Raw genomic sequence first — 22821 nt, 5'->3', positions numbered from 1 at the left:
CCCCGGCCCGGCCGGCGGCGGGGCGTTCAATGGAGAGGGGGGACGACATGGAAACGACGACGTGCGCCCTGGTGGTGGGCGCGGGCCCGGTGGGGCTGACCCTGGCGGCCGAGCTGCGCCGCCACGGCGCGGCCTGCCGCGTCATCGACAGCCTGCCCCGGCCCACGGGCTGGGCGAAGGCCGTCGGGATCCAGCCGCGTACGCTTGAGATCTGGGAACAGATGGGCGTCGTCCGCGAGGCGATCGCGGCGGGGGTGTGGCTGCGCGGGCAGCTGCAGTTCACCGACGGCGTGGCCGGGGATCCCTACGAGCTCCGGGTGCCCGACGGCACCTACGGCTTCCTGGCCCTGCCGCAGTACGAGGTCGAGCGCATCCTGACCGAGCACCTGGCCCGCCTGGGCACCGAGGTCGAGCGGGGCGTCGAACTGCGGAGCTTCACCCAGGACGCCGGCGGAGTGAGCGCCACCCTCGCGCTGCCCGACGGGTCGGCGCGGACCGTCCGCGCCGGCTACCTGGTCGGCTGCGACGGCGCCCACAGCACGGTACGGCACGGCCTGGACCTGAGCTTCGAGGGCGACCGCTTCCCCGAGGAGTACATGCTCGGCGACGTCGAAGTGGACTGGTCCATGCCCGCCGGCTACGCGCTGCGCTTCCTCGCCGACGCACCGGACGGCGGGCGGGACCTGCTGGTCTGCGTCCCGCTGCCCGGCCACAACCGCTACCGGCTGTCGATGCGCGCACCGGCGGACCTGCGCCGGGACGACGGTCCCGGGCACGGGATCGTCACCGACCGCCCCGGCCCCGGCCTCGCCCGGATCCAGGAGGTCGTCGACCGGCTCGTACCCGGGAAACCGGCGGTGGGCCATCTGCGCTGGTCGTCGCTGTTCGGCATCAGCCACCGCCTCGCCGACCGCTACGGCGCGGGCCGGGTCTTCGTCTGCGGCGACGCCGCCCACATCCATCCGCCGACCGGCGCCCAGGGCGCGAACACCGGCATGCAGGACGCGTACAACCTGGCCTGGAAGCTGGCTCTGGCCCTGCGGGGCGTGGCCGCTCCCGGGCTGCTGAGCACGTACGACACCGAACGGCGACCGGTGGGGGAGGAGGTGGTGGGCCGGACGGTCCGCTACGCCCGCACCCAGTCACTCGGCGACGCCGACGCGACCCACCTCGCCCGCGAGGGCCAGCTCCTGGTCGCCTACCCCGGCAGCCCGCTGTCCGGCGAGGCGCAGGACCCGCCCGGCGGCGGTCCCCGGCCGGGTGAGCGGGCGCCGGACGTTCAGGGGCTGACGCAGGAGGGGCTCGGCTTCCCGGTACGCCTGTTCGACCTGCTCCAGGGGCCAGGCCACACCCTGATCCTTTACGCGGACGCGGCGACCGGGCTGGACGACGCCGAGACCCCGGCCGGTCTGCTCCGCGTCTATGTCGTGCTGGCTCCCGGCGGGCCGCCGCCTGAGCCGGGGGTGCAGGTGTTCCGGGACGCCACGGGCGCCTTCCGCGACCGGTACGCGGCCGGGCCGAGCGCCGCGTACCTCATCCGCCCGGACGGGTACGTGGGCTTCCGCGCCCGGCCGATGGATCTCGGGGCCGTCACCGCGCACCTGCGGAACACCTTCGGCTAGCACCCAGGAGCGTGCGGCGTTAGCCCTGGTGGCTCGGTACCCTGGTGCCCGGTCGATCAGGGGGCGGGGGAAGTCGTGACGGAGCACGGGCGGATCGTGGCCGAGGTGTCGGCGGTCATCGGGGAGGCGCGTCCCACACTGGCGCGCGCGGCCACCGGAGTACGCGCCCTGCTGGACGCCGAGGCGTGGCGGGAGTTCACCGGGCCGGGCGGCGAGCTCGTGGAGCACGGCGACCTCGTGGAGTTCATCACGGCCGATCCGCCCCGCGGGCTCGGCGTGACGCCGGGGCTGGTGCGGGCGCTGGTGGCCGACGACCTCGACGTGGCCGCGCAACTGGACCAGGCGTTGCTCGCGGCCACCCCCGCGCCGCCGCCCCAGTCCGAGGAGGGGGAAACGCCCGAGGCGGCCCACGTCCCGGCGCCGGAGACGCCCGCGCTGCGGCGGCTGCGGGAGGACGCGCCCGCGCTGCACAGCAAGGTCGTGGCGGGCGAGCTGAGCACGAACGCGGCCATGGTGCAGGCGGGCTTCCGCCCCCGCACGATCAGCGTGCCGGTCTCGCGCCCGGAGAACGCGGCCAAGGCGCTGCGCCGCAACCTCAGCCGCGAAGAGCTGGTGGAGCTGGTGACCCTGCTGTCGGAGGACCTGTGAGCCCCTCAGTCCAGTAGCGGCAGGGTCAGCCGGAAGCGCGCGCCCTCGCCGAGGGCGGTCTCCAGCTCGACGTCGCCGCCGTGCGCGCGGGCCAGGGAGCGCGCGATCGCCAGGCCCAGGCCCGCGCTGGTCCCGGCCGAGCGGTTGCGCGAGCGGTCGGTGCGGTAGAAGCGGTCGAAGACGCGGCCCGCCTGCTCGGCCGTCATCCCCGGCCCGGTGTCCGCCACCTCGAGGACGGCCCGCCCGCCCGCCGTGCCGACGCCGATCCGCACGGGCGTGCCCGGCGGGGTGTGCGCGGCGGCGTTGCCCACGAGGTTGGCCACGACCTGCCGCAGCCGGTCCTCGTCGGCGCGGACCGGGGCCGGGCCCGGCGGCCCGCCGCCGCCGGGGCCGGTGAGCTCGACCCGGCGCGACGGGTCGAGGGCGCGCAGGTCGTGGCGGGCGTCGTTGGCGAGGGTGCGCAGGTCCATCGGGGCCGGTTCGAGCTGGCTCTCGGGCGCGTCGTCGAGCTGGGCGAGCAGCATCAGGTCCTCGGTGAGGGCCGTCAGCCGGGTGGCCTCGCGGTCGATGCGGGCCATCGCGGCGTCCACCTCGTCCGGTCCGGGCAGCGCGCCCATCCGGTAGAGCTCGGTCGAGCCCTTGATGACGAACAACGGCGTGCGCAGCTCGTGGCTGACATCCGAGACGAACGTCCGCATCCGGTTCTCGGAGGCGGCCCGGTCGGCGAAGGCCCGTTCGAGCTGGCCGAGCATGGTGTTGAGCGAGGCCCCGAGATGCCCGATCTCCGTGCCGGGCGGCGCGAGGCCCGGCACGCGGTGGGTGAGGTCGCCGCCGGCGATCGCGGCGGCCGTGTGCTCGATCCGGCGCAGCGGCCGCAGCCCCCGCCCGAGGGCGAACCAGCCCACCCCCGTCAGCAGCACGAGCAGCACCACGCCGCTGACCAGGCTGCTGGCCCGCAGCTGGGCGATGGTGGCGTCGGCCTCGGTGAGCGGCGCGACCGCGATGACCGTCCCGCCCCAGCCGACGGTCGGCCGGGCGACGGCCCGCCAGCGTCCCGAGCCGTCGGCGGACGGCAGGTCCACGGCCCTGCCGTCGGCCGGGATCGCCCGCAGTTTCTCGCGGGCGGGCAGGCCGGCCTCCCTCAGCCCGGGGGAGTGCACGCGGCCCGACACCGCGCCGTTCGCGTCCAGATACACCAGGTACGGCGTGCCGAACAGGTCGAGGGCCGGGGCGAGAAGGTCCGGGCGGGCCCCGGCCTGCGCGAGGTCGGGCGGGCCGTCCCCGGAGACCCGGGAGATGATCGAGGTGAGCGTGCTGAGCTGGTGGTCCAGCCGGTTGAGCTGGTAGCGCTCCAGGCGGTCGGTGACGACGGCGCTGATGAGGGTCAGTCCGGCCAGCAGCAGGCCCGTGGTGAGCAGCAGCAGCCTGGCCCGCAGCGAGAAGCGGTTCACGGCCGGGGCTCGCGGAGCACGTAGCCGGTGCCGTGCACGGTGTGGATGAGCTTGGGCTCGCCGGTGTCGACCTTACGCCGCAGGTAGGAGATGTAGGTGTCGACGATGCTGGCGTCGCCGCCGAAGTCGTAGCGCCAGACCCGGTCGAGGATCTGCGTCTTGGACACGACGCGCCCGGCGTTCTCCATCAGGTAGTGCAGCAGCCGGAACTCGGTGGGGGAGACGCGGACGGGCCGGCCCGCCCGCGTCACCAGGTGTCCCTCGGGGTCGAGCGTGAGCGGGCCCACGTTCAGCACGCCGGGCTGGTGGCCCGTGGTGCGGCGCAGGATCGCGCGGATGCGGGCGATCAGCTCCTGCAGGTCGAACGGCTTGGTCACGTAGTCGTCGGCGCCGAGCGAGAGCCCGGTGACCTTGTCGGCCTGGCGGTCGCGGGCCGTCAGGAACAGGACCGGCACCGGTCCGCCGCCTCCCTCCGGACGCAGCTCACGCAGCCGCCCCACCACCTCGAAGCCGTCCATGTCCGGCAGCATGACGTCGAGCAGCACCAGGTCGGGCGGCTCCGCCCTGGCGGCGGCGACCGCCTCGGCGCCGGTCGCCGCCGAGCTCACCCGGAACCCGGCGAACCGCAGCGTGGCGGCCAGCAGTTCGCGGACGGTGGCCTCGTCGTCCACCACCAGCAGCCGCTCGCCGCCCTCCGCCGGTGTCATGGCCTGTCCTGATCCTCGCACGAGGGCCAGGATACGGAGGCCCGGTTCACACGTCGCGGCGCTGGAAGACCGCGAACGCGGCGGCCAGCACGACGGCGACCCCGAGGCACATCCCGCCCAGGTTCAGCCAGGGCTCCGGATAGGCCGGGTCCGGGACCGTGGCGAAGATCGCGGCCGCCCCCTTGGTGGGCCAGAAGGCGAACAACCCCTGCATCCACGGAGGGAACAGGCCCTGGAGGGCCGGAACCAGGAACACGATCCCCACCAGCGTCGCCAGGGCTCCCGCCGTGGCCCGCATGATCGTGCCGAGCCCGACCGCGAGCAGCGCGATCGCCGACAGGTAGATCCCGCCGCCCGTCACGGCCGACAGCACACCGGGGTCGCCGAGCTGCGCGTTCGGCACCTCCTGCGTGATGAGCACGGCCTGCCCGAGGAAGAACGCGGCGAACATCAGCACCTGACCGGCCACCAGGGCGACCGCCGTGGCCACCACGACCTTGGCCGCCAGCAGCCGACGCCGGCGCGGCGTGGCGCTGAGCGTCGCCGACATCAGCCCGGTCGCGTACTCGGAGGTGACGACCAGGATGCCCAGCACGCCGATGATCAGCTGGGCCACGATGTACGTCGTCAGGCTGCGGCCGGTCGGATCCCAGTCCTGCGGAGCCTCGGCCTGGTCCGCCCCGGCCGCGCCCATCGACAGGGCGGTGATGCCGAGGCCGACCACGAGCAGGGTGGCCAGCGTGTACCAGGTGGAGCGCAGGCTGCGGAACTTGATCCATTCCGCGTGCAGTGTCCGGGTGAAGGTCACGCCGCCCCCTGGTACTCGACGCTGTCCCTGGTCAGCTCCATGAAGGCGTCCTCCAGAGAGGCCAGCTGCGGGGTGAGCTCGCTGAGCGCGACGCCGTGGTAGGCGGCGAGCTTGCCGATCTCCTCGCCCGTCATGCCCGAGACGACCAGCGAGGACTCCAGGCCGTCGCGCACGGTCGCTCCGGCGGCGGTGAGCCGCCGCGCCAGCGATCCTGGGTCGGAGGTGCGCACCAGCACGGTGCCCGCGCCGTTCGCCCGCATCAGCTCGCTGATGCCGGTGTCGGCGATGAGCCGCCCCCGGCCGACCACGACCAGGTGGTCGGCGGTCTGCGCCATCTCGCTCATGAGGTGGCTGGAGACCAGCACCGCCCGTCCCTCCCGGGCGAGCGAGCGCATGAAGTCCCTGATCCAGCGGATGCCCTCGGGGTCGAGGCCGTTCACCGGCTCGTCGAAGATCAGCACGCGCGGGTCGCCGAGCAGCGCCGCCGCGATGCCGAGCCGCTGGCGCATGCCGAGCGAGAAACCTCCCGCCCGCCTGCCCGCCACGCCCTCCAGACCGGTCGTGGCCAGCACCTCGCAGACCCGCCGCCGGGGCAGGCCGTTGCTCACCGCCAGCGCCAGCAGATGGTCGTACGCCCTGCGGGCGCCGTGCACCGCCCCGGCATCCAGCAGCGCGCCCACCTCGGTCAGCGGCACGGGCAGGTCGGCGTAGCGGCGGCCGCCGATGGTCGCCGAGCCCCGGGTCGGAGCGGCCAACCCCATGATCATTCTCATGGTGGTGGACTTGCCGGCGCCGTTCGGCCCGAGAAACCCGGTCACCTGGCCGGGCTCGACGGAGAACGACAGGTCGTCCACCACGGTCTCGGGCCCGTATTTCTTGGTCAGTCCTCTTACGTCGATCGTGGTCATGCGGGAGATCCTGGCGGGCCTGGCTGGGCGGGCTCTGAGAGCTTCTGGGAGAACTCTGAGAACCGGCGAAGGCCCGGCCCGCGACCGCGGCGGCGCGTACAGGAAACTCTCAGCCGGAAAGGGCGCGGACCACCCCGGTGAAGACCGACGGCAGCCGGGCCGCCGCCGGGACGATCAGCCTCGCCGACGCCCGCCGCCGCGCCGCGGCCAGGAGCGCGGCGGTGAGCACCCGGTGTTTGCGCGTCAGCAGCCGCCAGGCCCGCTCGTAGTCCTGCGGCCGCTCCTCGACCAGGCAGCGGACCAGGGCCCGCGCCGTCAGGACCGCCAGGCACAGTCCCTCGCCGGTGAGGGCGTCGGTGTAGCCCGCCGCGTCCCCCACCAGCAGGACGCGCCCGGCCACCCGGCCGCGTACGCGCTGGCGCAACGGCCCCGCCCCGCGCACCGGGGTGGCCGCGGGGCCGTCCAGCCGGGCGAGCAGGCCGGGGAAGGACGGCAGGCGCTCGTCGAAGCCGCCCCGCTCCCGGCTGAGGATCGCCACGCCCACCAGGTCGTCGGCCACCGGCGTCACGTACGCCTCCCCGGCCGCCGACCAGTGCACCTCGACGTGGTCCGACCACGGGGCGACCCGGTAGTGGCGGCGCAGGCCGTACCGGGCGGGCGCGCGGTCGGGCAGCCCGAGGCGCAGCCAGGAGCGCAGCGGCGAGTGCAGGCCGTCGGCGGCGACCAGCCAGCGGGCCCGCAGCCCCGCGGCCTCGACGCCGTCCCGGTCGTGGCGGGGCCGCACGACCTTGCCGGTCACGATCTCCACGCCGAGTTCGGCGGCCCGCGCGGACAGCGCCGCGTGCAGCACGGTCCGCCGTACCCCCAGACCGGGCGTGTCGCCGAAGTCGGCGCGCGCGTGCGTTCCGGCGTCGAGGTAGTCGATGCCGAGCAGCGGGTGGCCGGACAGTTCCACGCCCATCGCCCGCAGCGCCGTCACGCCGCCGGGCATCAGGCCCTCGCCGCACGCCTTGTCGACGGGCGAGCTGCGCGGCTCCACGACCACGGCGCGCAGTCCCGCGAGCGTGGCGTGGATCGCCGTGGCCAGCCCGGCGGGACCGCCGCCGGCCACGACGACGTCGATCACGCGACCTCGTCCAGCTGGGCCAGCGCCCGGTTCTCGCAGCGGATGCGGACCACCATGAGCACGGCGTTGAGCACGGTGAAGGTCAGCGCGGTCACCCAGGCGGTGTGCACGAGCGGGAGCGCGAGACCCTCGACGGCGACCGCCACGTAGTTGGGGTGGCGCAGCCACCCGAACCGGTACGGCCCGCTACGCACCAGCGGCAGCCCGGGAACCACGATCACCTGCGTGTTCCAGCGCGGTCCCAGCGCGGTGATGCACCACCAGCGCAACCCCTGCGCGGCGACGACGAGCGCGAGCATCGTCCAGCCGAGCGCCGGGACGAACGGCCGCCCGGCCAGGAACACCTCGGCCAGGCACCCGGCCAGCAGGCCGGTGTGCAGCAGCACCATCCAGGGATAGTGGCCCTGCCCGCTGACGATCCCGCCGCGTTCCATGCTCCAGCGGGCGTTGCGGCGGGCGACGACGAGTTCGGCCAGGCGTTCCAGGCCGACGAGCACGATGAGGAGGGGGTACCAGAACATCGGCGGCTACCAGCGCAGCAGGACGAGTTCGGAGCAGAATCCAGGGCCCATGGCCATCATCAGACCATAGCTTCCCGGCGGTGGGGTACGGCTACGCAAAGTGTCACGAAGGACATGCAGCACCGACGCCGACGACAGGTTGCCGTTATCGGCCAGCGAGCGCCAGGTCAGCTCCAGCGCCTCGCGCGGCAGGCCGAGCGTCTCCGCGACGGCTTCGAGCACCTTCGGCCCGCCCGGATGGCACACCCAGGTGGTCACGTCGTTCCTGGTCAGGCCATGTTCGGCCAGCAGGGCGTCGACGTCGCCGGCCAGGTGCGCGCGGACGACTCCGGGCACGCCGGCGTCGAGGATGACGCCGAAGCCGCTGTCGCGCACCTCCCAGCCCATGACGTGCTCGGTGTCCGGGTACAGGTGGCTGCGGGTGGCCACCACCTCGGGCCCCGCCGGACCGCCCTCGGGTCCAGCAGGAGTGCCCTCGGATCCAGCAGGTGTGCCGGAGCCGCGGACCACGACGGCCGCGGCGCCGTCGCCGAACAACGCGCTGGCCACCAGGCTCGCGACCGAGCCGTCGCCGCGCTGCAGGGTGAGCGAGCACAACTCGACCGACAGCAGCACGGCCACGTGGTCCGGCCAGCCGCGCAGGTAGTCGTGCAGGCGGGCGATGCCCGCCGCCCCCGCCACGCAGCCCAGGCCGAAGATCGGGACGCGCTTGACGTCCGGGCGCATGCCCAGCCGCAGGCCCACCCTGGCCTCGATCGAGGGCGCCGCGATGCCCGTGACCGTGGTGAACATGATCAGGTCGACGTCGGCGGGGGTGAGCCCGGCCTGCTCCAGCGCGCCGGACACCGCCTCGGCGCCCAGATCGACGGCGGCCTCGACGAACACGTCGTTGGCCGCGCCGAACCCGTCGAGCTTGCCGTACTCCTCCAGCGGAAGGACCAGGTTGCGATGATCGACCCGGGCGCTGTCGTGCAGCCGGTGCAGCAGACGCCGGTCGGCGCCCTCCGGCAGGAAGGACCGCGCCGCCAGTTCGGTGATTTCGGGCTGCGCGTACCGATACGGGGGTACCGCGCCGTGCACGGCTGCGATCCAGGTCATAGCCGGAGATTGCCCCGCACGCATGGTTACTATGCCCATAAAGCGTCATGGATCGAGGTGCTCGTGCGAACGGTGGCAGGGCTGGCGCGCGCATGTCATCCCGGGCCCACGCTCGCCGTCACCGTCTTCGTCACCGCGGTGACCGCGGCCAGCGGACGCGACCTCGCCGGAACCGTCCTGGTCGCGGCCGCGATCCTGACCGGGCAACTGTCCATCGGGTGGTGCAACGACGCCGCCGACGCCGCCCGCGACGCCGCCTCCGCGCGCGCCGGCAAGCCGATCGTGGCGGGCATGGTGGCCGCGGGCACCGTACGCGCGGCCGCGTTCGCCGCCCTGGCGCTCTGCGTGCCGCTGTCTCTGGCCTCCGGCCCGCAGGCGGGCCTCGCACACCTGCTCGGCGTCGGCGCCGCGTGGGCCTACGACCTCGGGCTGAAGGCGACCATGCTGTCGTGGCTGCCGTACATGATCGGTTTCGGTGTGCTGCCCGCGTTCGTCACGCTCGGCCTGCCCGGCCGGCCGTGGCCGGCGTGGTGGGCCGTCCTCGGCGCCGCACTGCTCGGGCTGGGCGCGCACCTGGCCAATGTCCTGCCCGACATCAAGGACGACCTGGCCACCGGCGTACGCGGCTGGCCGCAGCGGCTCGGCCCCGCCCGCGTCGCCGCGCTCGTCCCGCTGCCCCTGCTGGCCGCGACCGCGCTGATCTCCTTCGGCGTGTACGGCGCCGCCTCCTGGCCGGCCCTCGCGGTGGCGGCGTCGGTGACCGTGGCCGGGCTGTGGCGCGGCGGCAGGGCCCCCTTCCTCGCGGCGATCGTGGTGGCGGGGATCGACGTGGTGCTGCTGGTGATCAACGGCTCCCGGCTCACCGGCTGAGCGCCATGCTCGGCCCGGTCCCCGGCTTCAGGCTCACCGGCTGAACGCCGCGCCCAGCCCGGTCCTGGCCCAGCGGCTCACCACGGCGGCGGCCAGCGGGACGGGGACCGTACCGGCGCCGAGGCCGACCTCCACGAGGAGGTCGAAGACCTCCGGCCGGCGGGCGGCGGTGGCGATGGCCGCGTCGATGAAGCCGGGTGACTGCGCCGCGCGCGCCAGCACGTCGGTCGTGCGCAGGTGCCGCCCGAGCGCGGCGCGCAGCCCGCGCCGGTAGACGGGCAGCGGGTCGGCGCTCGCGGTGACGGCGGCCTCGCCGGCCAGGCGGCCCGACAGCAGAGCGTAGTAGATGCCCTCGCCGGTGAGCGGGTTGATGAGGCTGGCGGCGTCGCCGGCGAACAGCACGCGGCCGGCGCCCGCGCGCGGGCGGCCGGGCGACAGCGGCAGGTGATGGGCGCGCAGGTCGCGGGCGGGCAGGTGGGGCAGCAGTTCGGCGAGCCTGCCGTGCAGGACCTGGCGGCCGGGCAGGCCGGTGGCGCGCAGGTGGGGGAGCAGCATGCCGAAGCCGACGTTCGCGGTGCCGTCGCCGATGGGGAACGCCCAGGCGTAGGCGGGCCACCCGGCCCGCTGCATGGCGATGAGCTGGGCGTCGTCGTCGTCCGGGAGGTCGGCGTAACCGCGTACGGCGATCGCGATGTGCCGCTCGGGCGTCTGCCTGGCGCCCAGCAGGCGGCGTACCGCGGAGTAGGCGCCGTCGGCCGCGACGACGGCGCGGGCGGTCAGCGTGTCGTCCACGGTCAGCAGGCCGTCCGAGGCGCTCAGCGCGCGCACCCGGTGGCGCCGCACCTCGACGCCGCGCTCGCGGGCCGCCTCGACCAGGCGCGCGTCGAACACCATGCGCGGCACGACGTGGTTGGGCCGGGCGACCGTCGCCGAGACGCGTACGCCGCCGGGGGAGACCACGGACAGGCGCCGGGTCGGGCGGTAGTCGTCGAGCAGGCCGGGCAGTCCGAGCAGGTCCAGTTCGTCGCGGCCGTGCGCGGCGATGCCGTCGCCGCAGGCCTTGTCGCGCGGGAAGTCGTCGCGGTCCACGAGCAGGACGCTCGCCTCGGGCCGTAGCTGTTTGGCGCGCAACGCGGCCGCCGCGCCCGCGGGTCCGCCACCGACGACGAGCACATCCCACACGTTGGCCACGTAGCGCCCCTACCCACTCCAACGATCGCGGCAACGCCCGGTGTCACACGCGAGGCCCCGGCGGTGCTCTACAGATGTGAACGTTGTGAGGCATCGTAGGAGCGCATCGGCCGCGGTGGCCAGGCGGGCCGAGTGGAAGGGCGGCGCGGTGGTGTCGAGTCCCCCGGGCGTCCGGGCCGACCTCGAGCAGGTGTTCCGCACGGCCTATCCGCGCGTCGTCGCGGTCGCCGCCAGGGTGCTCGGCTCCCGGGACGAGGCGGAGGACGTGGCCCAGGAGGTGTTCCTGACGTTCGGGCGCTCCACGGTGCCCGCGGGGGAGGCGCTGGGCTGGTTGTCGGTGGCAGCGGCGCACACCGCGCTGAACCACCTGCGGACCGGCCGCCGCCGCGTCTCGCGCGAGGAGGCCGCCTCCCGTGCGGCCGGTTCGCGCGAAGAGGCCGCCGGTGAGGTCGTGAGCCCGGACGTCGCCGACGCGGTCGTCACCCGCGAGGAGCGCCGCCGCGTGCGCGAGGCGCTGGCGCGGCTGCCCCGCAGGCAGGCCGTCGCGCTCGTCCTGCGCCACAGCGGCCTCAGCTACGCCGAGGTCGCCGCCGTTCTCGACCTGTCCCCGGGCAGCGTGGGCACCACGGTGCGCCGCGCCGAGTCCGCTCTGCGCAAGGAGTTGAACCGTCATGCGCCATCCGAGTGACGGCACGCTGCGCCGGCTCCTCGACGAGCCCGCCGCGGTCGCCGACGCCGACCGCGAGCACGTCGCCGGCTGCCCGATCTGCCGGTCAGGACTGGCCGTCGTCCAGCGGGACGCGGCGCTCGTGGGCGCGGCGCTGAGCGCCACGCCTGACGCGGGCGCGGCCCTGGGCAGCACGCCCGGCGTGGACATGGCGCCGGGCGCCGCGCCCGGCGTGGACGTGGACGCGGCCTGGCGCCGCCTGTCCGGCGCTCTCGCCGCCGGGGCCGGGCAGGTCACGGCCCCGGCTCCGCCGCACCGGCGGAGGTGGAAGGCGCTGCGCAGCCCGGTGGCCGCCGTCGCCGGCGCCGCCGTCCTGGTGAGCGGGGTCACCGCCGCGGCCGCCGCGGAGTGGCTGCCGATCTTCCGCGCCGAGCAGATCACCCCGGTCGTCGCCCCGCGCGCCGACCTGGTGCGGATGCCCGACCTGTCCGACCTCGGCGACATGGAGATCACCGAGAGGATCGACATCCGGCAGGTCGCCGACGCCGCCGCCGCGAAGACGGCCACCGGCCTGTCCGTCCCGCGGGTGACCACGCTGCCGCGCGGCGTCACCGGGCAACCCACCTTCCACGTCGTCGGCCGGGTGGGCGCGACGCTCACGTTCTCGGCCGAGAAGACGGCCCGCACCGTGGCCTCGGGCGGCCGTACGCTGCCGCCCACGCTTCCCGGCCTGGACGGCAGCCGGTTCCGCCTGTCCGCCGGGCCCGCCGTGGCCGCGGCCTGGTCGGCGGGCCGGCCGATGCCCGCCCTGGTCGTGGCGCGCGCGGTGCCGCCCACGGCGGAGTCCTCCGGCGTGCCGTTCCGGACGGCCCGCGACTACCTGCTGTCGCTGGGCGTCCTGCCGGAGAACGTGGCCGCGCAACTGCGCGCCTTCTCCGGCGACGGCACGACGCTGCCCCTGTTCACGATCATCGAGAAGACGACGAGCTCGGCCACCGACGTCGGCGGCGTACCGGCGACCCTGCTCGTCCCGCGCGACGGCACGATGGCGGCCGTCATCTGGATGGACCGCGGCGTCCTCACCGTGGTGGCCGGCTCCCTGAGCGCCGGCGAGGTGTTGTCGGTGGCCCGCGAGCTGAAGGTGGAACGATGATCGACGACACCGCTGCCCGGCTGCTCACCGAGCTGCCGCCCGCCGCCGCCGCGTGGGGTTCCGGCCTGCGCAAGCGCTACCGGCGCCGGACAGCCGTCGACGGCGTCTCCCTCAGCGTCGGCCGCGGCGAGGTGGTGGGCCTGCTCGGCCCGAACGGAGCGGGCAAGACCACCGTGATCAAGATGCTGCTCGGCCTGGTCCGGCCGGACGCGGGAGAGGTGCTCCTGCTCGGCCGGCCGGCCCACGACCCGCGGGCCCGCACCCGCGTCGGCTACCTGCCGGAGCTGTTCCGCTACCAGCCATGGCTCACCGCCGCCGAGGTGCTGGACCTGCATGTGCGGCTGGCCGGCGTCATCGTCCCCGACCGGGATCGGCGTGAGTGCCTGGCGGCCGTCGGGCTCGCCGACCGCGCCGCGGATCGGGTGGGCGGCTTCTCCAAGGGCATGCAGCAGCGCCTCGGCCTGGCCGTCGCGCTGGTGGCCCGCCCCGAGCTCATCGTGCTCGACGAGCCGACCAGCGCACTCGACCCCATCGGCCGCGCCGACGTCCGCGATCTCCTGCTGTCCCTGAAGGCCCGCCAGGTCGCCGTCCTGCTCAACTCCCACCTCATCGGCGAGGTCGAGCGCGTGTGCGACCGGGCCGTCATCCTCGACAAGGGCCGGGTCGCCGCCTCGGGCACCCTCACCGAGCTGCTCGGCGGCCGCGAGCTGCGGCTGCGTCTCGGCGGGGTGAGTCAGGAAGCGGAGGTACGGCTGGCCGCCGCCGGCCGCGTGCACCGCGCCGGGGAGGCGTACACCGTCGAGCTGCCCGCGGAACAGGACCCCGCCACCGTGCCGGACCTCGTCGCCGACCTGGTCGCCCTCGGGGTGCGCGTGCACGCGGTCGAACCCGGCCGGGTCACCCTCGAAGAACGCCTCCTCGACATCGTCCGCGCCGACCAGGCGGAGGAAAGCCGATGAACACCACGATCGTGCTCACCCTCGCCGCCCTCACCATCAAGGAGTCGTCCCGCCGCAAGGTGCTGCGCGCGCTGGCCCTGCTGACCGTCGTGCTGCTGGGGCTCAGCGCGTGGGGATTCTCCCTGATGATCACGGTCGAGTTCGACGGCGGCGTGATGACCACCGGGGAGGCCAAGCTGGTGGCCTCCCAGATGCTCAACCTGGTGATGTTCGGCATCAGCCTGATCGCCGCGCTGGGCACCGCCTTCCTCGCCGGCCCCACTCTGGCCGGCGAGATCGAGTCGGGCATCGCGCTGGCGGTGCTGGCCCGCCCGGTGCACCGCTGGGCGGTGCTGCTGGGCAAGTGGCTGGGCCTGGTCGTGTTCGGCAGCGGCTTCGTGGTCGTGGCGGGGCTGGCCCAGTTCCTCATCGTCCGGTTCATCGTGGGCTACTGGCCGCCGCAGCCGGTGACCGGCCTCGCGCTGCTCGCGGCCCAGACGACGGTGCTGCTCACCCTCGGCCTGCTGCTGTCCACGGCCGTCTCGCCGATGGCCTCGGGCATCGTGGCCGTCGGCCTGTTCGGCGCCACCTGGATCGCGGGCGTGGTCGGCGGCGTCGGGCTGGCCCTCGGCAACGAGGGGGTGGCCAGGATCGGCGTCGTCTCCCAGATCCTGCTGCCGACGGACGGGCTGTGGCGCGGAGCCATGAACGCCTTCCAGGACCCGATCGTGCTGGCCCGCTTCGGCGGACCGGCTCTGGAGGGCGGTTTCCCGTTCCTGAGCAACGCCCCGCTGACTCCGGCGTACCTGGCGTGGACCGCCGTCTGGGTCGTCCTCGTCCTGGGCCTGGCCGCCCTCTCCTTCCGCCGCCGCGACCTCTGAACTCAGCGGCCGGCGAGCTCGGAGAAGATCTCCACCAGCTCCGGCCGGTCGAACGGGCCGACATGCGGCGCCGCGACACTGCGCACGTCGGTCGGGTTGCCCGGGGTGAGGCGGTCGGCCTCGGCGATGAACCGGTCCTGCAGCGCGAGCGGAATCAGCCGGTCGAGGGTGAGGCGTACGTAGGTCCGGGGGATGCGGCCCCAGGTGTGCGCTTCACCTCGCGCCTCGGCCGGCGGAATGCTCGCGCTCTCGTCCGGTTCGAGGGCGTTGAGCAGCCGGCTCACGCCTTCGTCGGTGAAGTCCGCTGCCAGGGCCTGCTTGACGGCCTGGAACAGCGCCGGGTCGGCCGAGCGCCAGTTGATCCTGGTCACCCCGAGGACCGCGGGGTCGGCGACCACGGCGGCGCTCAGCAGGTGGACCAGGCTGTCCCTGTTCTCCGGCGTGTCGAGGTAGGCGGCCAGGTTCGGCAGGTCCACGCAGCAGTAGGCGGCGACGTAGACGACCCGGTCGAGCAGGTCGGGGATGGCGTTGCCGACCCGGCTGACGGTGACGCCGCCCTGGCTCATGCCGGCCAGGATCACCGGCCCGTGGCGGCGGGCGCGGCGTACGACGTCCGCGACGCGCTCGACGTAGTCGTCGATGGTGATCTCGGCGAGGGGGGACGGTTCGGTGGCCAGCGCCCGCAGGTCCTGTGGGGCCTGGTAGGAGCGGGGGTAGAAGGCCTCCTGGCCGTGTCCCGGCAGGTCGACGGCCACGCACCGGTGCCCGCGCAGGGTGAGCTCGGTGGTCAGGCCCGTGGCCCAGGCGGAGGAGGAGTTGGTGCCGTGGATGAACACGAGGGTGGTCATGGTCGTTCTCTCCCTTGGCTGGGGTTGGGTTCGCGCCACATCGGCCACAGCGGCGGGCTGCCGGCCACGTGAACCGGCTCGCCGAGATCCTCGAAGCCGTGGCGCCGGTAGAGGGCGCGGCTGCGGGCCGAACTCGCCTCCAGGTAGGCGGGCAGCGCGTCGGCGTCCGCTCGTTCGAGCCGGTGCCGGAGCATCGCCGAGCCGAGCCCGGCGCCCTGCCACCCGGTGACCACTCCCATGCAGGGGAGGTAGAGGTGCCGCCGGCCTTTGGGGTGGCGTGGGGCCAGCGCTTGGCCGAGGGCCCGAAGCCGCTCGCCGCCGCCAGGCTCCTCCCCGGGTGTGTGGCCGGCGGGCAGGGTCAGCCAGATCGCGGCGCCCGCGCCGCCACCGGCCAGGTACGCCTCGGCGGTGGGGCGGGTGAGCAGGTGGCGGTAGTAGTGCGCCTGGACGGGCCCAGGCGGGCCGAGCCAGCGGACGAGGGGGTCGTCCGTGAACGCCTCGGTGAGGACGTCCAGCACCGCCTGCCGGTCCGCCTCCTGTGCCCGCCGCACGGCTGCGTACGGTGTATCAATTGTCATGACTGAAGCGTATTCGCCCGCCGTCAACGTGCGCATATTTCCAGAATGTGGCGGGTGAAAGTGCACTAGCGTCAGGGGCGATTGAACTAGTACACTCCAGCGTCATGTCGACCCAGCGGCCGGAACCGCCCTACCGGCACATCGCGGCGGAGATCCGCGCCCGGATCGTCGACGGCCGCCTGCGGCCCGGCGAACGGGTGCCGTCGATCCGGGAGATCGCCCGGCGATGGGGCGTCGCGGTCGCCACCGCGACCAGGGTGATGGCCACCCTGCGCGACGAAGGGCTGGTCGAGACGAAGGTCGGCGCCGGCACGGTGGTCAGCGGCCGCACGGGCCTGACGCGGCAGCCGGGACCACGGCAGGCGCTGGACGGCAAGCGGACCCTCCGCGCCGCCATCGCGATCGCCGACGCGGAGGGTCTCGACGCCGTGTCCATGCGACGGCTCGCGGCCGAACTCGGCGTCGGCCCGATGTCGCTCTACCGGCACGTGTCGAGCAAGGACGAACTGGTGACGCAGATGACCGACGAGGTCTTCGGCGAACAGGAGCTCCCCGACCCGGGGCCGGACGGCTGGCGGGCCAAGCTCGAACTGATCTCCCGCCTGCAGTGGGAACTGTGCCGGCGACACCTCTGGCTGCCCCGGGCCGTCTCCTTCACCCGTCCCTTGCTGGTGCCCAACGTGATGGCGTACACCGAATGGACCCTGCGCGCGCTGGACGGGCTCGGACTGCCCATGACGATCCGGATTCGCGAGGCCCTGACGCTGCACACGCTGGTCCTCACCGTCGCGCTGTCCATGGCCGAGGAGATCGAGGCCGAGCAGGAGACCGGCGTGACCCTCGACCGGTGGTGGCTCACCCAGCGCAAAAGGGCCGACGACCTCCTGCGTTCCGGACGGTTCCCGCTGCTGGCCACGCTGGCCGACGACGAGGTGGCGGACGCCGACGGCCTGTTCGAGTACGGCCTGGCCCGCCACCTCGACGGCTTCGCCACCCTGATCGATCGTTGATCAGACGGTGCGCTTGGCCCAGAAGTGGCCCCCGATCTGCGCGAACTGCGACACCGGAACGGCACTGGACGACTGGCTCTGGCCGAGGTGCCGGAGCGTCTGGACGTTCTTCGTCGGCAGCGTGCCACCCGGGCCGACCACGGCGGTCGGGTGGAACCACTTCTGGCGGTCGCTGTTGTCACAGGTCGCCACGGTGACGTTCACCGCGTCCTTGGCGGTCAGGCACAGCGGAGCGCCGCTGCCGATGCTGGCCCGCAGGGTGTAGATGAACGCACTCTGCCCGCCCCCGGACGAGACGGTGGCCGTCTGCGCCCACTGGCCGAAGCCGCTGTTCGTGTCGCTCCTCAGCACGACGTCCGCCCCGTTGAAACTGGCGGAGGCCGTGAGCACCGTCCTGGCGTTGTCCCCCCGATACTCCAGCTCCTTGAACACCTCGGCGTGCGCCGGAGAGGCGACGAGCGCGCCGATCCCCGACAGGCTCACCGCGGTGAGCGTCAGCGCGACGGAGCGGCGCAGGTTGTGTGATGCGGACATGAGAAAGGAACCCCCTGGTGATGTCCCTTGAGACCGATCGGCTCAAGGCGGCACCAGTACACAGCCGGGGCCACATCGCGGTCAGCGCACAAATACCACTTCACCCGCCAGGCACACGAGACGTACATCACACCCGGCCGGGTGCGCCGCCTGGGCCGGGGCGGGAGGGAGATCACAGGGGGAGTTCTGGTCTGTGGCCCGATTTGACTGGAAATGTTAGATCATAGACTCGTGAATGATCAGATCAGGGACATAGCCGCCCGAAATGGACTTGGTAGGCCTGAGGCGGTCTATGGGCCCGCGGATGGGGGAACTCCCTGGGATTGGGAGTTGCACCTCTTCGAGCACGGGCTGGTCGTCCGGTTGCCGGACGGGCGGGTTCAGGGGCTCCGGTGGGAGTCGGTGACGGTGCTGAAGGACGTCATCGATCCGTTCCGGAGTGTGTACTCGCTGACCGACGGCGGCTCGGCGCCCGTGGTGATCGACGGGTTCGAACGGCCGGAGCAGTGGGGGCCCGCCATTCACGGGGCGGTCCTGCGGGCGCACATGCCGCAGGCGCGGGCGGCGCTGCAGGCGGGCAACACCGTGGCCTTCGGGGAGATCGCGGCGACCCAGCAGGCGTTGCTCACCCCGACCGGCGTGGTGCCGTGGGCGGAGATCAGCGAGATCGGCGTCGAGAACGGCGTCGCCTCGATCAAGGTACGGCAGCAGTGGCGGCCCCTCACCACCACCCATGTCCGCGACCTCCCGAACTTCCTGGTCCTGTTCACACTCGTCGAGGAGCTCAAGGGAGGGGCCCCCGCCTCGGGTTCCCGGCTGGGCTGGGTGGTCGGCGGGGTCGTGAGCTTCCTGGTCATCGCCCTGGTGGCCGGCGGGATCGTCGTTGTCAAACGCCTGGTCAAGACGGGTGTCCGCGAGGGGATCACCGCCGCGCAGGAGACGCCCACGCCCACGCCGTCCGACACGGCCTCGGCCACTCCGCAGCCCTCGGAGACGTACACGCCGACGACCGAGCCGACCCCGACCGAGGAGCCGTTCGACGCGGGCTCGCTCGACGACGAGGACACCGACCAGACCCCGATCACGACCGGCGCGCTGCTCGCCGACACCTTCACCACCCGCAAGGGCGTGCGCTACAACCTCAAGGGGACCCGGTCGGACGACTGTCCCGCCTGGTTCCAGGAAGGGCGGGTGCGGACCTTGCTGCGCAGCGCGCGCTGCAAGGAGATGATCTCGGGCGTCTACGCCAGCGCGAACTCGACGAAGAACAACCGGATCATGGTCGTGATCCGGGTCATCCCGTTCAAGGACTCGAGCACCGCCAAGCGCACGTTCAACAAGCTACCGGCCGGTTCCCGGGACTGGGGCTTCATGTGCCCGCTGAAGGGCCCGGGGTCCGGCCTGTGCGCGAACGGCCGCGGTAGCTGGTCCTCGGCGTACATCTGGGGCTGGACTCAGCACAACCACCGCTACGTCATCGCGACCCTGGCCCTGTACGAGAACCTCGCCGACGGCAGCAGCACCAAGCCGTGGCTCACCGACGCGTCGAAGGCGGCGCTGGAGGCGGCCGGCCCCATGGTCTACCACGACACCAACTGAACCTGAGTGCCGCAGAAGGAGCCGAGCGCGCGGTGGAGTCCGGCGCGGTGCGGCCGGTGCAGGTCGCGCCGTGCGGAGATCCGGAACGCGGCCCAGGCCAGCCTCCGTTCGCACGAGGGACGCGCGCGAGCCCGTTCCGCGGCCTTGATCGCCTTCAGCATGTCCACGGTGATCCTGTCGAGCCGCGGGCGGATCTCGGTGCGCACGTCGGGGCGGTGGGCGGGCCGCTCAACGGTAGAGCACCAGGACGAGGTGGCCGAGCGGGGTGTCGTGGAGGCCGGCGATCTGGAGCCCGGCCCCCGCGGCGAGGGTGGTGTAGTCCTCGACGGTCCGCTCGCGCCCGCCGCTGAGAACGAGCATGCGCAGGTCCATCTCGGCGAACATGGCCGGATCGGCGCGCTGCTCGATGACGACCACCCGTCCGTCCGGCCCGGCCGCGTCGGCGCACCGCCGCAGGATCCGCCGGGCGTCGTCGTCGCTCCAGTCGTGGATGACCCGCCTGAGCACGTACGCGTCGCCGTCGGCCGGCAGCGGGTCGAAGAAGCTCTGGCCCGCGAACGAGCACCGCGACTCCAGGCCCAGTCCGGCGAGGTGCCGCCGGCCGCGTTCCACGGTGTCGGGCAGGTCCACGAGCGTGCCCCGCAGATCCGGGAAGGCGCCCAGCACCTCGGCCAGCAACATCCCGCTCCCGCCGCCGACATCGACCACATGCCGCGCGCCGGACCAGTCGTAGCCCCCGGCCGCGTCGGCGAGGTACTCGGCCCCGTCCGCCATCATCGCGTCGAACGTCGCGCTCATCCGCGGATGAGCCGCCAGATAGGACCAGATGTCCGCGCCGAAGACCGTCTCCCACGCCGGCAGCCCGGTGCGGACCGTGTGCAGCAGGCCGGTGAACGCCACGTCCATCTGCCCGCCGAACCCGTCCAGGTCGAGCCGTGCCCGCATCCCGGACGGATGGCCGGAGGCCAGCAGCGCGGCGGGCCCGTTGACGGCGAACCTGCCCGGCTCCGGCTCGGCGAAGACACCCCTGCCGACCAGGTGACGCAGCAGGCGTACCAGAGCATCGGGGTCGGCGCCCGAACGGCGGGCCAGCTCGTGCACGGACACCGGCTCGTCGCCCATCAGGTCGCTCAGCCGCAGTGTGGCCGCGACCCGCACCGCCATCGGGGTGACCAGGTCCGTCACCGGCGCCAGCACCGCCCACGCCTCTTCCCACGCTGTCATGGCCGGGTGCCCTTCTCGCGAGATCAAGCCCCGAGCGTACTCCCGAAGCCCTTCGTGATCACAGGGCCGCCAGCAGCAGGATGAGCGGCAGCGAGATGACCGACGACAGCGACATCGCCAGCGAGTGGGTCTTGAACGTGCCGCGCGTCGACAGCCCCAGCATGGTCTGGAACATCCAGAAGAAGTTGCTGCTCACGTGCGGCAGGAACAACGCGCCGGAACCGGCGGCCAGCGCCACGAACACCAGCGGCGTGTCCAGCGAACCGGCCAGCGGCGCCAGGATCCCGGCCGCGGTGATCGCGGCGACCGAGATCGAGCCGAGCGCGATGTGCAGCACCGCGGCCACCAGCCAGACCAGGATCAGCGGCGGCAGGAAGTTCGAGCCGAACGCGCCGCCGAGCACCTTGGCCAGCCCGGAACCCTCGATGACCGCCCCGAGCGAGCCGCTGATGCCCGACAGCACGAGGATCGGCCCGCACGAGGACAACCCCTGTCCCATGGCGGCGTGGATCTCCGCGCGGGAGTGCGTGCGGAGCGTCAGCAGGTACGACGCGGTCGCCCCGGCGAACATGGCGACCACCGGATCGGTCACGAAGCCGAGCACCGGCGAGGTCCAGCCGAGGTTGCCGGCCAGCGCGCCGAGCGCGATGAGCGTCAGGGTGGCGACGACGGGCAGCAGCGACACTCCCAGCCCAGCCTTGGTCTCCTGCCTGACCAGCACGGATCCGGCGGCCGAGCCGCCGTCACCGGCCGGCTCCTCGTCGGGGATCTCGTCCAGGGCCGGGTCCCAGCGCAGGGCGCGCGGGGTGAGCAGGGCGAAGACCAGCATGGTGAGCACCGCGGTCGGCAGGCCGACGATCAGCCCGTACCAGAACATCTGGCCGAGCGGCACGTCCAGCAGCCCGGCCACGGCCAGCGCCGCCACGCCCGGCACTACGAACACCAGCCCGACCTCGATCCCGGCGGTCAGCGCCCCGCCCATCAACGCCTTGCCGTCGCGTCCCAGGCGCGGGCCGAGGCGGCGGGCCAGCGGCGCGGTCAGCACGAGCAGCACGTCGGAGTAGATCGAGGTGAACAGCGAGCTGAGCGACACCGCGAACACGTACGGGATGCTCCGTTCGCCGAAGATCCGCAGCATCAGCTCGATCAGCCGGCGCAGCGCGTCGGTCAGCGTCAGCAGCGAGCCCATCAGCACGCCGAATGTGACCAGCAGCCCGATGTCGGCCATCACCTCCCCGAACCCGGCGGTGATCGCCTTGGTGGTGCCTTCGGCCCCGACGCCGGTGGTCAGCCCGAGGAAGATCGTGCCCAGGAGCAGCGCGATGACGGGCGGGATCTTCCAGGCGGTGATGGTGACGATGACGCCCAGGATGGCGACGCCGGTCATCGTCAGGAGCAGAGCGTTGCTCACAGTGGCCCTCCTCGGGGGGTGACGGGGCAATCCCCAGTCAGGCAGGCCACCCGGCATACTGTCCACGATGAACTTTGTCGTTCTTCCATAGGCAGCGCCTATGGAACCGGGGTGCGGAGACGGACGTGGACGCTCGCCAACTGGCCTATTTCCTCGCCGTCGTCGACCACGGCGGCGTGCAGCGCGCGGCCGAGGAGCTGTGGGTGGCCCAGCCCTCGGTCTCCCAGGCGATCAAGAAACTGGAGCGCGGCCTGGGCACCCCGCTGTTTCGCCGGTACGGCCGGCGCCTCGTGCTCACCCCCGCGGGCGAGGCCCTGGTCACCCCGGCCCGCCAGGTCACCCGCTGGCTGGCGGCGGCGGACGAGAGCGTGGCCGCGGTGGAACGCCTGCTGGCCGGCAAGCTGACCATCGCCGCCATGCCCAGCCAGGCGGTCAGCCCGCTGACCGAACTGGTCGCCGCCTTCCGCCGCCTGCACCCGGGCGTGCAGGTCTCCGTACGGGCCGCCGACCGCCCGGCCGACGTCGCCGCCGCCCTGCGGACCGGAACCGCGGAACTCGGCCTCATCGCCACGCTCGGACGCCCCGGCCCCGATCCCGAGCTGGTCGTGCACCCGGTGGACGAGCAGCCGTTCGTCCTGGTCGCGCAGGACGCAGCCGACCTGCCCGAGGGCGACGAGCCCGTCGCGCCCGCGCTGCTGAGCGGCGCCCGGCTCATCGTCGGCCAGCCCGGAACCGGGATGCGCAGGGCCGCCGACCAGATCCTGGCCGCCGCGCCAGGGGCCGCGATCGCCGTCGAGATGGAGCATCGCGAGGCGCTGCTGCCGCTCGTCCTGGCCGGGGTCGGCATCGCCGTGGTCGCGGCCTCGTGGCGGCGGCTGGCCGAGCCGATGGGGCTGGTCGTGCGCGACCTGGCGCTGGAGGAGGTGCTGCACGTCTCGCTGGTGCACCGCACCGAGCCGGTCAGCGCCCTGGCCCGCGCCTTCGTCGCGGCGATACAGCGGGCGATGTAGGGGGCGACATAAGGGGCG

At 73.6% G+C, this 22821-nt stretch carries 24 protein-coding genes; 10 read left to right on the top strand and 14 right to left on the bottom strand.

The features are described from left to right. Window positions 1-47 precede the first annotated feature (47 nt). Together ACIBI5_RS25390 and ACIBI5_RS25385 are read left to right on the top strand one after the other, a co-directional pair. A complete protein-coding gene (locus tag ACIBI5_RS25390; RefSeq protein WP_397250740.1) occupies window positions 48-1622 on the top strand; it encodes an FAD-dependent monooxygenase in 1575 nt (524 codons plus the stop codon). Between the two features lie 75 nt (window positions 1623-1697). Then, window positions 1698-2270 carry a hypothetical protein gene (locus tag ACIBI5_RS25385; RefSeq protein WP_397250738.1) on the top strand — a complete coding sequence of 191 codons (573 nt, stop codon included), beginning with the start codon at window positions 1698-1700 and terminating at the stop codon, window positions 2268-2270. 5 nt (window positions 2271-2275) lie between these two features. Here the strand turns inward: ACIBI5_RS25385 and ACIBI5_RS25380 are convergent, their stop codons facing one another. From ACIBI5_RS25380 to ACIBI5_RS25350, 7 genes are all read right to left on the bottom strand, one after another. Further along, window positions 2276-3721: an ATP-binding protein gene (locus ACIBI5_RS25380; RefSeq protein WP_397250736.1), complete on the bottom strand. Its 1446-nt coding sequence runs from the start codon at window positions 3719-3721 to the stop codon at window positions 2276-2278. Continuing rightward, entirely contained in the window at window positions 3718-4428 is a 711-nt protein-coding gene (locus ACIBI5_RS25375; RefSeq protein WP_397251316.1) for a response regulator transcription factor, read from the bottom strand. The genes ACIBI5_RS25380 and ACIBI5_RS25375 overlap by 4 nt, the downstream gene beginning before the upstream one ends. A gap of 46 nt (window positions 4429-4474) precedes the next feature. Next, on the bottom strand, window positions 4475-5236 hold the full coding sequence (locus tag ACIBI5_RS25370; protein ID WP_397250734.1) for an ABC transporter permease subunit: 762 nt from the start codon (window positions 5234-5236) through the stop codon (window positions 4475-4477). Beyond that, complete coding sequence (locus ACIBI5_RS25365; protein ID WP_397250732.1) at window positions 5233-6144, bottom strand: ABC transporter ATP-binding protein; 912 nt, start codon at window positions 6142-6144, stop codon at window positions 5233-5235. Before ACIBI5_RS25365 ends, ACIBI5_RS25370 begins: the two co-directional genes overlap by 4 nt. A gap of 109 nt (window positions 6145-6253) precedes the next feature. After that, window positions 6254-7270 carry an NAD(P)/FAD-dependent oxidoreductase gene (locus ACIBI5_RS25360; RefSeq protein WP_397250730.1) on the bottom strand — a complete coding sequence of 339 codons (1017 nt, stop codon included), beginning with the start codon at window positions 7268-7270 and terminating at the stop codon, window positions 6254-6256. After that, window positions 7267-7791: an isoprenylcysteine carboxyl methyltransferase family protein gene (locus tag ACIBI5_RS25355; RefSeq protein WP_397250728.1), complete on the bottom strand. Its 525-nt coding sequence runs from the start codon at window positions 7789-7791 to the stop codon at window positions 7267-7269. Before ACIBI5_RS25355 ends, ACIBI5_RS25360 begins: the two co-directional genes overlap by 4 nt. Before the next feature lie 6 nt (window positions 7792-7797). Next, on the bottom strand, window positions 7798-8889 hold the full coding sequence (locus ACIBI5_RS25350; RefSeq protein WP_397250726.1) for a type III polyketide synthase: 1092 nt from the start codon (window positions 8887-8889) through the stop codon (window positions 7798-7800). 57 nt (window positions 8890-8946) lie between these two features. On the opposite strand from ACIBI5_RS25350, the gene ACIBI5_RS25345 reads away from it, so the two are divergent. Continuing rightward, window positions 8947-9759: a UbiA family prenyltransferase gene (locus ACIBI5_RS25345; protein ID WP_397250725.1), complete on the top strand. Its 813-nt coding sequence runs from the start codon at window positions 8947-8949 to the stop codon at window positions 9757-9759. A gap of 33 nt (window positions 9760-9792) precedes the next feature. Here ACIBI5_RS25345 and ACIBI5_RS25340 read toward each other — a convergent pair whose 3' ends face one another. Further along, window positions 9793-10950, bottom strand: a complete 1158-nt coding sequence (locus ACIBI5_RS25340) for an NAD(P)/FAD-dependent oxidoreductase (RefSeq protein ID WP_397250723.1) — start codon at window positions 10948-10950, stop codon at window positions 9793-9795. 85 nt (window positions 10951-11035) lie between these two features. On the opposite strand from ACIBI5_RS25340, the gene ACIBI5_RS25335 reads away from it, so the two are divergent. From ACIBI5_RS25335 to ACIBI5_RS25320, 4 genes are read left to right on the top strand one after another with little or no spacing between them, the layout of a single operon-like run. Next, window positions 11036-11638, top strand: coding sequence for a sigma-70 family RNA polymerase sigma factor (locus ACIBI5_RS25335; protein WP_397250721.1), 603 nt, complete (start codon window positions 11036-11038; stop codon window positions 11636-11638). Continuing rightward, window positions 11622-12770: a hypothetical protein gene (locus ACIBI5_RS25330; RefSeq protein ID WP_397250719.1), complete on the top strand. Its 1149-nt coding sequence runs from the start codon at window positions 11622-11624 to the stop codon at window positions 12768-12770. Before ACIBI5_RS25335 ends, ACIBI5_RS25330 begins: the two co-directional genes overlap by 17 nt. Further along, on the top strand, window positions 12767-13729 hold the full coding sequence (locus ACIBI5_RS25325; RefSeq protein ID WP_397250718.1) for an ABC transporter ATP-binding protein: 963 nt from the start codon (window positions 12767-12769) through the stop codon (window positions 13727-13729). Before ACIBI5_RS25330 ends, ACIBI5_RS25325 begins: the two co-directional genes overlap by 4 nt. Beyond that, on the top strand, window positions 13726-14589 hold the full coding sequence (locus ACIBI5_RS25320; RefSeq protein WP_397250716.1) for an ABC transporter permease subunit: 864 nt from the start codon (window positions 13726-13728) through the stop codon (window positions 14587-14589). The genes ACIBI5_RS25325 and ACIBI5_RS25320 overlap by 4 nt, the downstream gene beginning before the upstream one ends. Window positions 14590-14591: 2 nt before the next feature. Here ACIBI5_RS25320 and ACIBI5_RS25315 read toward each other — a convergent pair whose 3' ends face one another. Together ACIBI5_RS25315 and ACIBI5_RS25310 are read right to left on the bottom strand one after the other, a co-directional pair. After that, window positions 14592-15437 (bottom strand): alpha/beta fold hydrolase, encoded by an 846-nt coding sequence (locus ACIBI5_RS25315; RefSeq protein ID WP_397250714.1) that lies wholly within the window; start codon window positions 15435-15437, stop codon window positions 14592-14594. Continuing rightward, the gene (locus ACIBI5_RS25310; protein ID WP_397250713.1) at window positions 15434-16015 is read right to left on the bottom strand and encodes a GNAT family N-acetyltransferase; all 582 of its coding nucleotides are present in this window, start codon (window positions 16013-16015) and stop codon (window positions 15434-15436) included. Before ACIBI5_RS25310 ends, ACIBI5_RS25315 begins: the two co-directional genes overlap by 4 nt. A 104-nt stretch (window positions 16016-16119) precedes the next feature. On the opposite strand from ACIBI5_RS25310, the gene ACIBI5_RS25305 reads away from it, so the two are divergent. Beyond that, complete coding sequence (locus ACIBI5_RS25305) at window positions 16120-17025, top strand: GntR family transcriptional regulator (RefSeq protein ID WP_397250711.1); 906 nt, start codon at window positions 16120-16122, stop codon at window positions 17023-17025. Here ACIBI5_RS25305 and ACIBI5_RS25300 read toward each other — a convergent pair whose 3' ends face one another. Then, entirely contained in the window at window positions 17026-17559 is a 534-nt protein-coding gene (locus ACIBI5_RS25300; RefSeq protein WP_397250709.1) for a hypothetical protein, read from the bottom strand. Between the two features lie 330 nt (window positions 17560-17889). On the opposite strand from ACIBI5_RS25300, the gene ACIBI5_RS25295 reads away from it, so the two are divergent. Continuing rightward, window positions 17890-19158 carry a DUF6585 family protein gene (locus ACIBI5_RS25295; RefSeq protein WP_397250707.1) on the top strand — a complete coding sequence of 423 codons (1269 nt, stop codon included), beginning with the start codon at window positions 17890-17892 and terminating at the stop codon, window positions 19156-19158. Here the strand turns inward: ACIBI5_RS25295 and ACIBI5_RS25290 are convergent. From ACIBI5_RS25290 to ACIBI5_RS25280, 3 genes are read right to left on the bottom strand one after another with little or no spacing between them, the layout of a single operon-like run. After that, window positions 19140-19364 carry a hypothetical protein gene (locus tag ACIBI5_RS25290; protein ID WP_397250705.1) on the bottom strand — a complete coding sequence of 75 codons (225 nt, stop codon included), beginning with the start codon at window positions 19362-19364 and terminating at the stop codon, window positions 19140-19142. The two genes, ACIBI5_RS25295 and ACIBI5_RS25290, sit on opposite strands and share 19 nt — an antisense overlap. A 22-nt stretch (window positions 19365-19386) precedes the next feature. Further along, on the bottom strand, window positions 19387-20382 hold the full coding sequence (locus ACIBI5_RS25285) for a methyltransferase (protein ID WP_397250703.1): 996 nt from the start codon (window positions 20380-20382) through the stop codon (window positions 19387-19389). Between the two features lie 58 nt (window positions 20383-20440). After that, complete coding sequence (locus ACIBI5_RS25280) at window positions 20441-21793, bottom strand: GntP family permease (protein ID WP_397250702.1); 1353 nt, start codon at window positions 21791-21793, stop codon at window positions 20441-20443. Window positions 21794-21918: 125 nt separating this feature from the next. Between ACIBI5_RS25280 and ACIBI5_RS25275 the strand changes: the two genes are divergently transcribed. Then, window positions 21919-22803 carry a LysR family transcriptional regulator gene (locus ACIBI5_RS25275; protein WP_397250700.1) on the top strand — a complete coding sequence of 295 codons (885 nt, stop codon included), beginning with the start codon at window positions 21919-21921 and terminating at the stop codon, window positions 22801-22803. The last annotated feature ends 18 nt before the right edge of the window (window positions 22804-22821 follow it).

Source organism: Nonomuraea sp. NPDC050540 (assembly GCF_044457485.1).
In the GTDB taxonomy this organism is placed as follows: domain Bacteria; phylum Actinomycetota; class Actinomycetes; order Streptosporangiales; family Streptosporangiaceae; genus Nonomuraea.
Note: the sequence above shows the minus strand (reverse complement) of the source record. Positions and strands in the feature narration are given on the sequence as shown.

Coding starts and splice junctions, on each gene's coding strand:
- ACIBI5_RS25390 (WP_397250740.1), top strand. CDS start 48: ATGGAAACGACGACGTGCGCCCTGGTGGTGGGCGCGGGCCCGGTGGGG.
- ACIBI5_RS25375 (WP_397251316.1), bottom strand. CDS start 4,428: ATGACACCGGCGGAGGGCGGCGAGCGGCTGCTGGTGGTGGACGACGAG.
- ACIBI5_RS25365 (WP_397250732.1), bottom strand. CDS start 6,144: ATGACCACGATCGACGTAAGAGGACTGACCAAGAAATACGGGCCCGAG.
- ACIBI5_RS25355 (WP_397250728.1), bottom strand. CDS start 7,791: ATGTTCTGGTACCCCCTCCTCATCGTGCTCGTCGGCCTGGAACGCCTG.
- ACIBI5_RS25350 (WP_397250726.1), bottom strand. CDS start 8,889: ATGACCTGGATCGCAGCCGTGCACGGCGCGGTACCCCCGTATCGGTAC.
- ACIBI5_RS25330 (WP_397250719.1), top strand. CDS start 11,622: ATGCGCCATCCGAGTGACGGCACGCTGCGCCGGCTCCTCGACGAGCCC.
- ACIBI5_RS25325 (WP_397250718.1), top strand. CDS start 12,767: ATGATCGACGACACCGCTGCCCGGCTGCTCACCGAGCTGCCGCCCGCC.
- ACIBI5_RS25320 (WP_397250716.1), top strand. CDS start 13,726: ATGAACACCACGATCGTGCTCACCCTCGCCGCCCTCACCATCAAGGAG.
- ACIBI5_RS25315 (WP_397250714.1), bottom strand. CDS start 15,437: ATGACCACCCTCGTGTTCATCCACGGCACCAACTCCTCCTCCGCCTGG.
- ACIBI5_RS25310 (WP_397250713.1), bottom strand. CDS start 16,015: ATGACAATTGATACACCGTACGCAGCCGTGCGGCGGGCACAGGAGGCG.
- ACIBI5_RS25305 (WP_397250711.1), top strand. CDS start 16,120: ATGTCGACCCAGCGGCCGGAACCGCCCTACCGGCACATCGCGGCGGAG.
- ACIBI5_RS25300 (WP_397250709.1), bottom strand. CDS start 17,559: ATGTCCGCATCACACAACCTGCGCCGCTCCGTCGCGCTGACGCTCACC.
- ACIBI5_RS25285 (WP_397250703.1), bottom strand. CDS start 20,382: ATGACAGCGTGGGAAGAGGCGTGGGCGGTGCTGGCGCCGGTGACGGAC.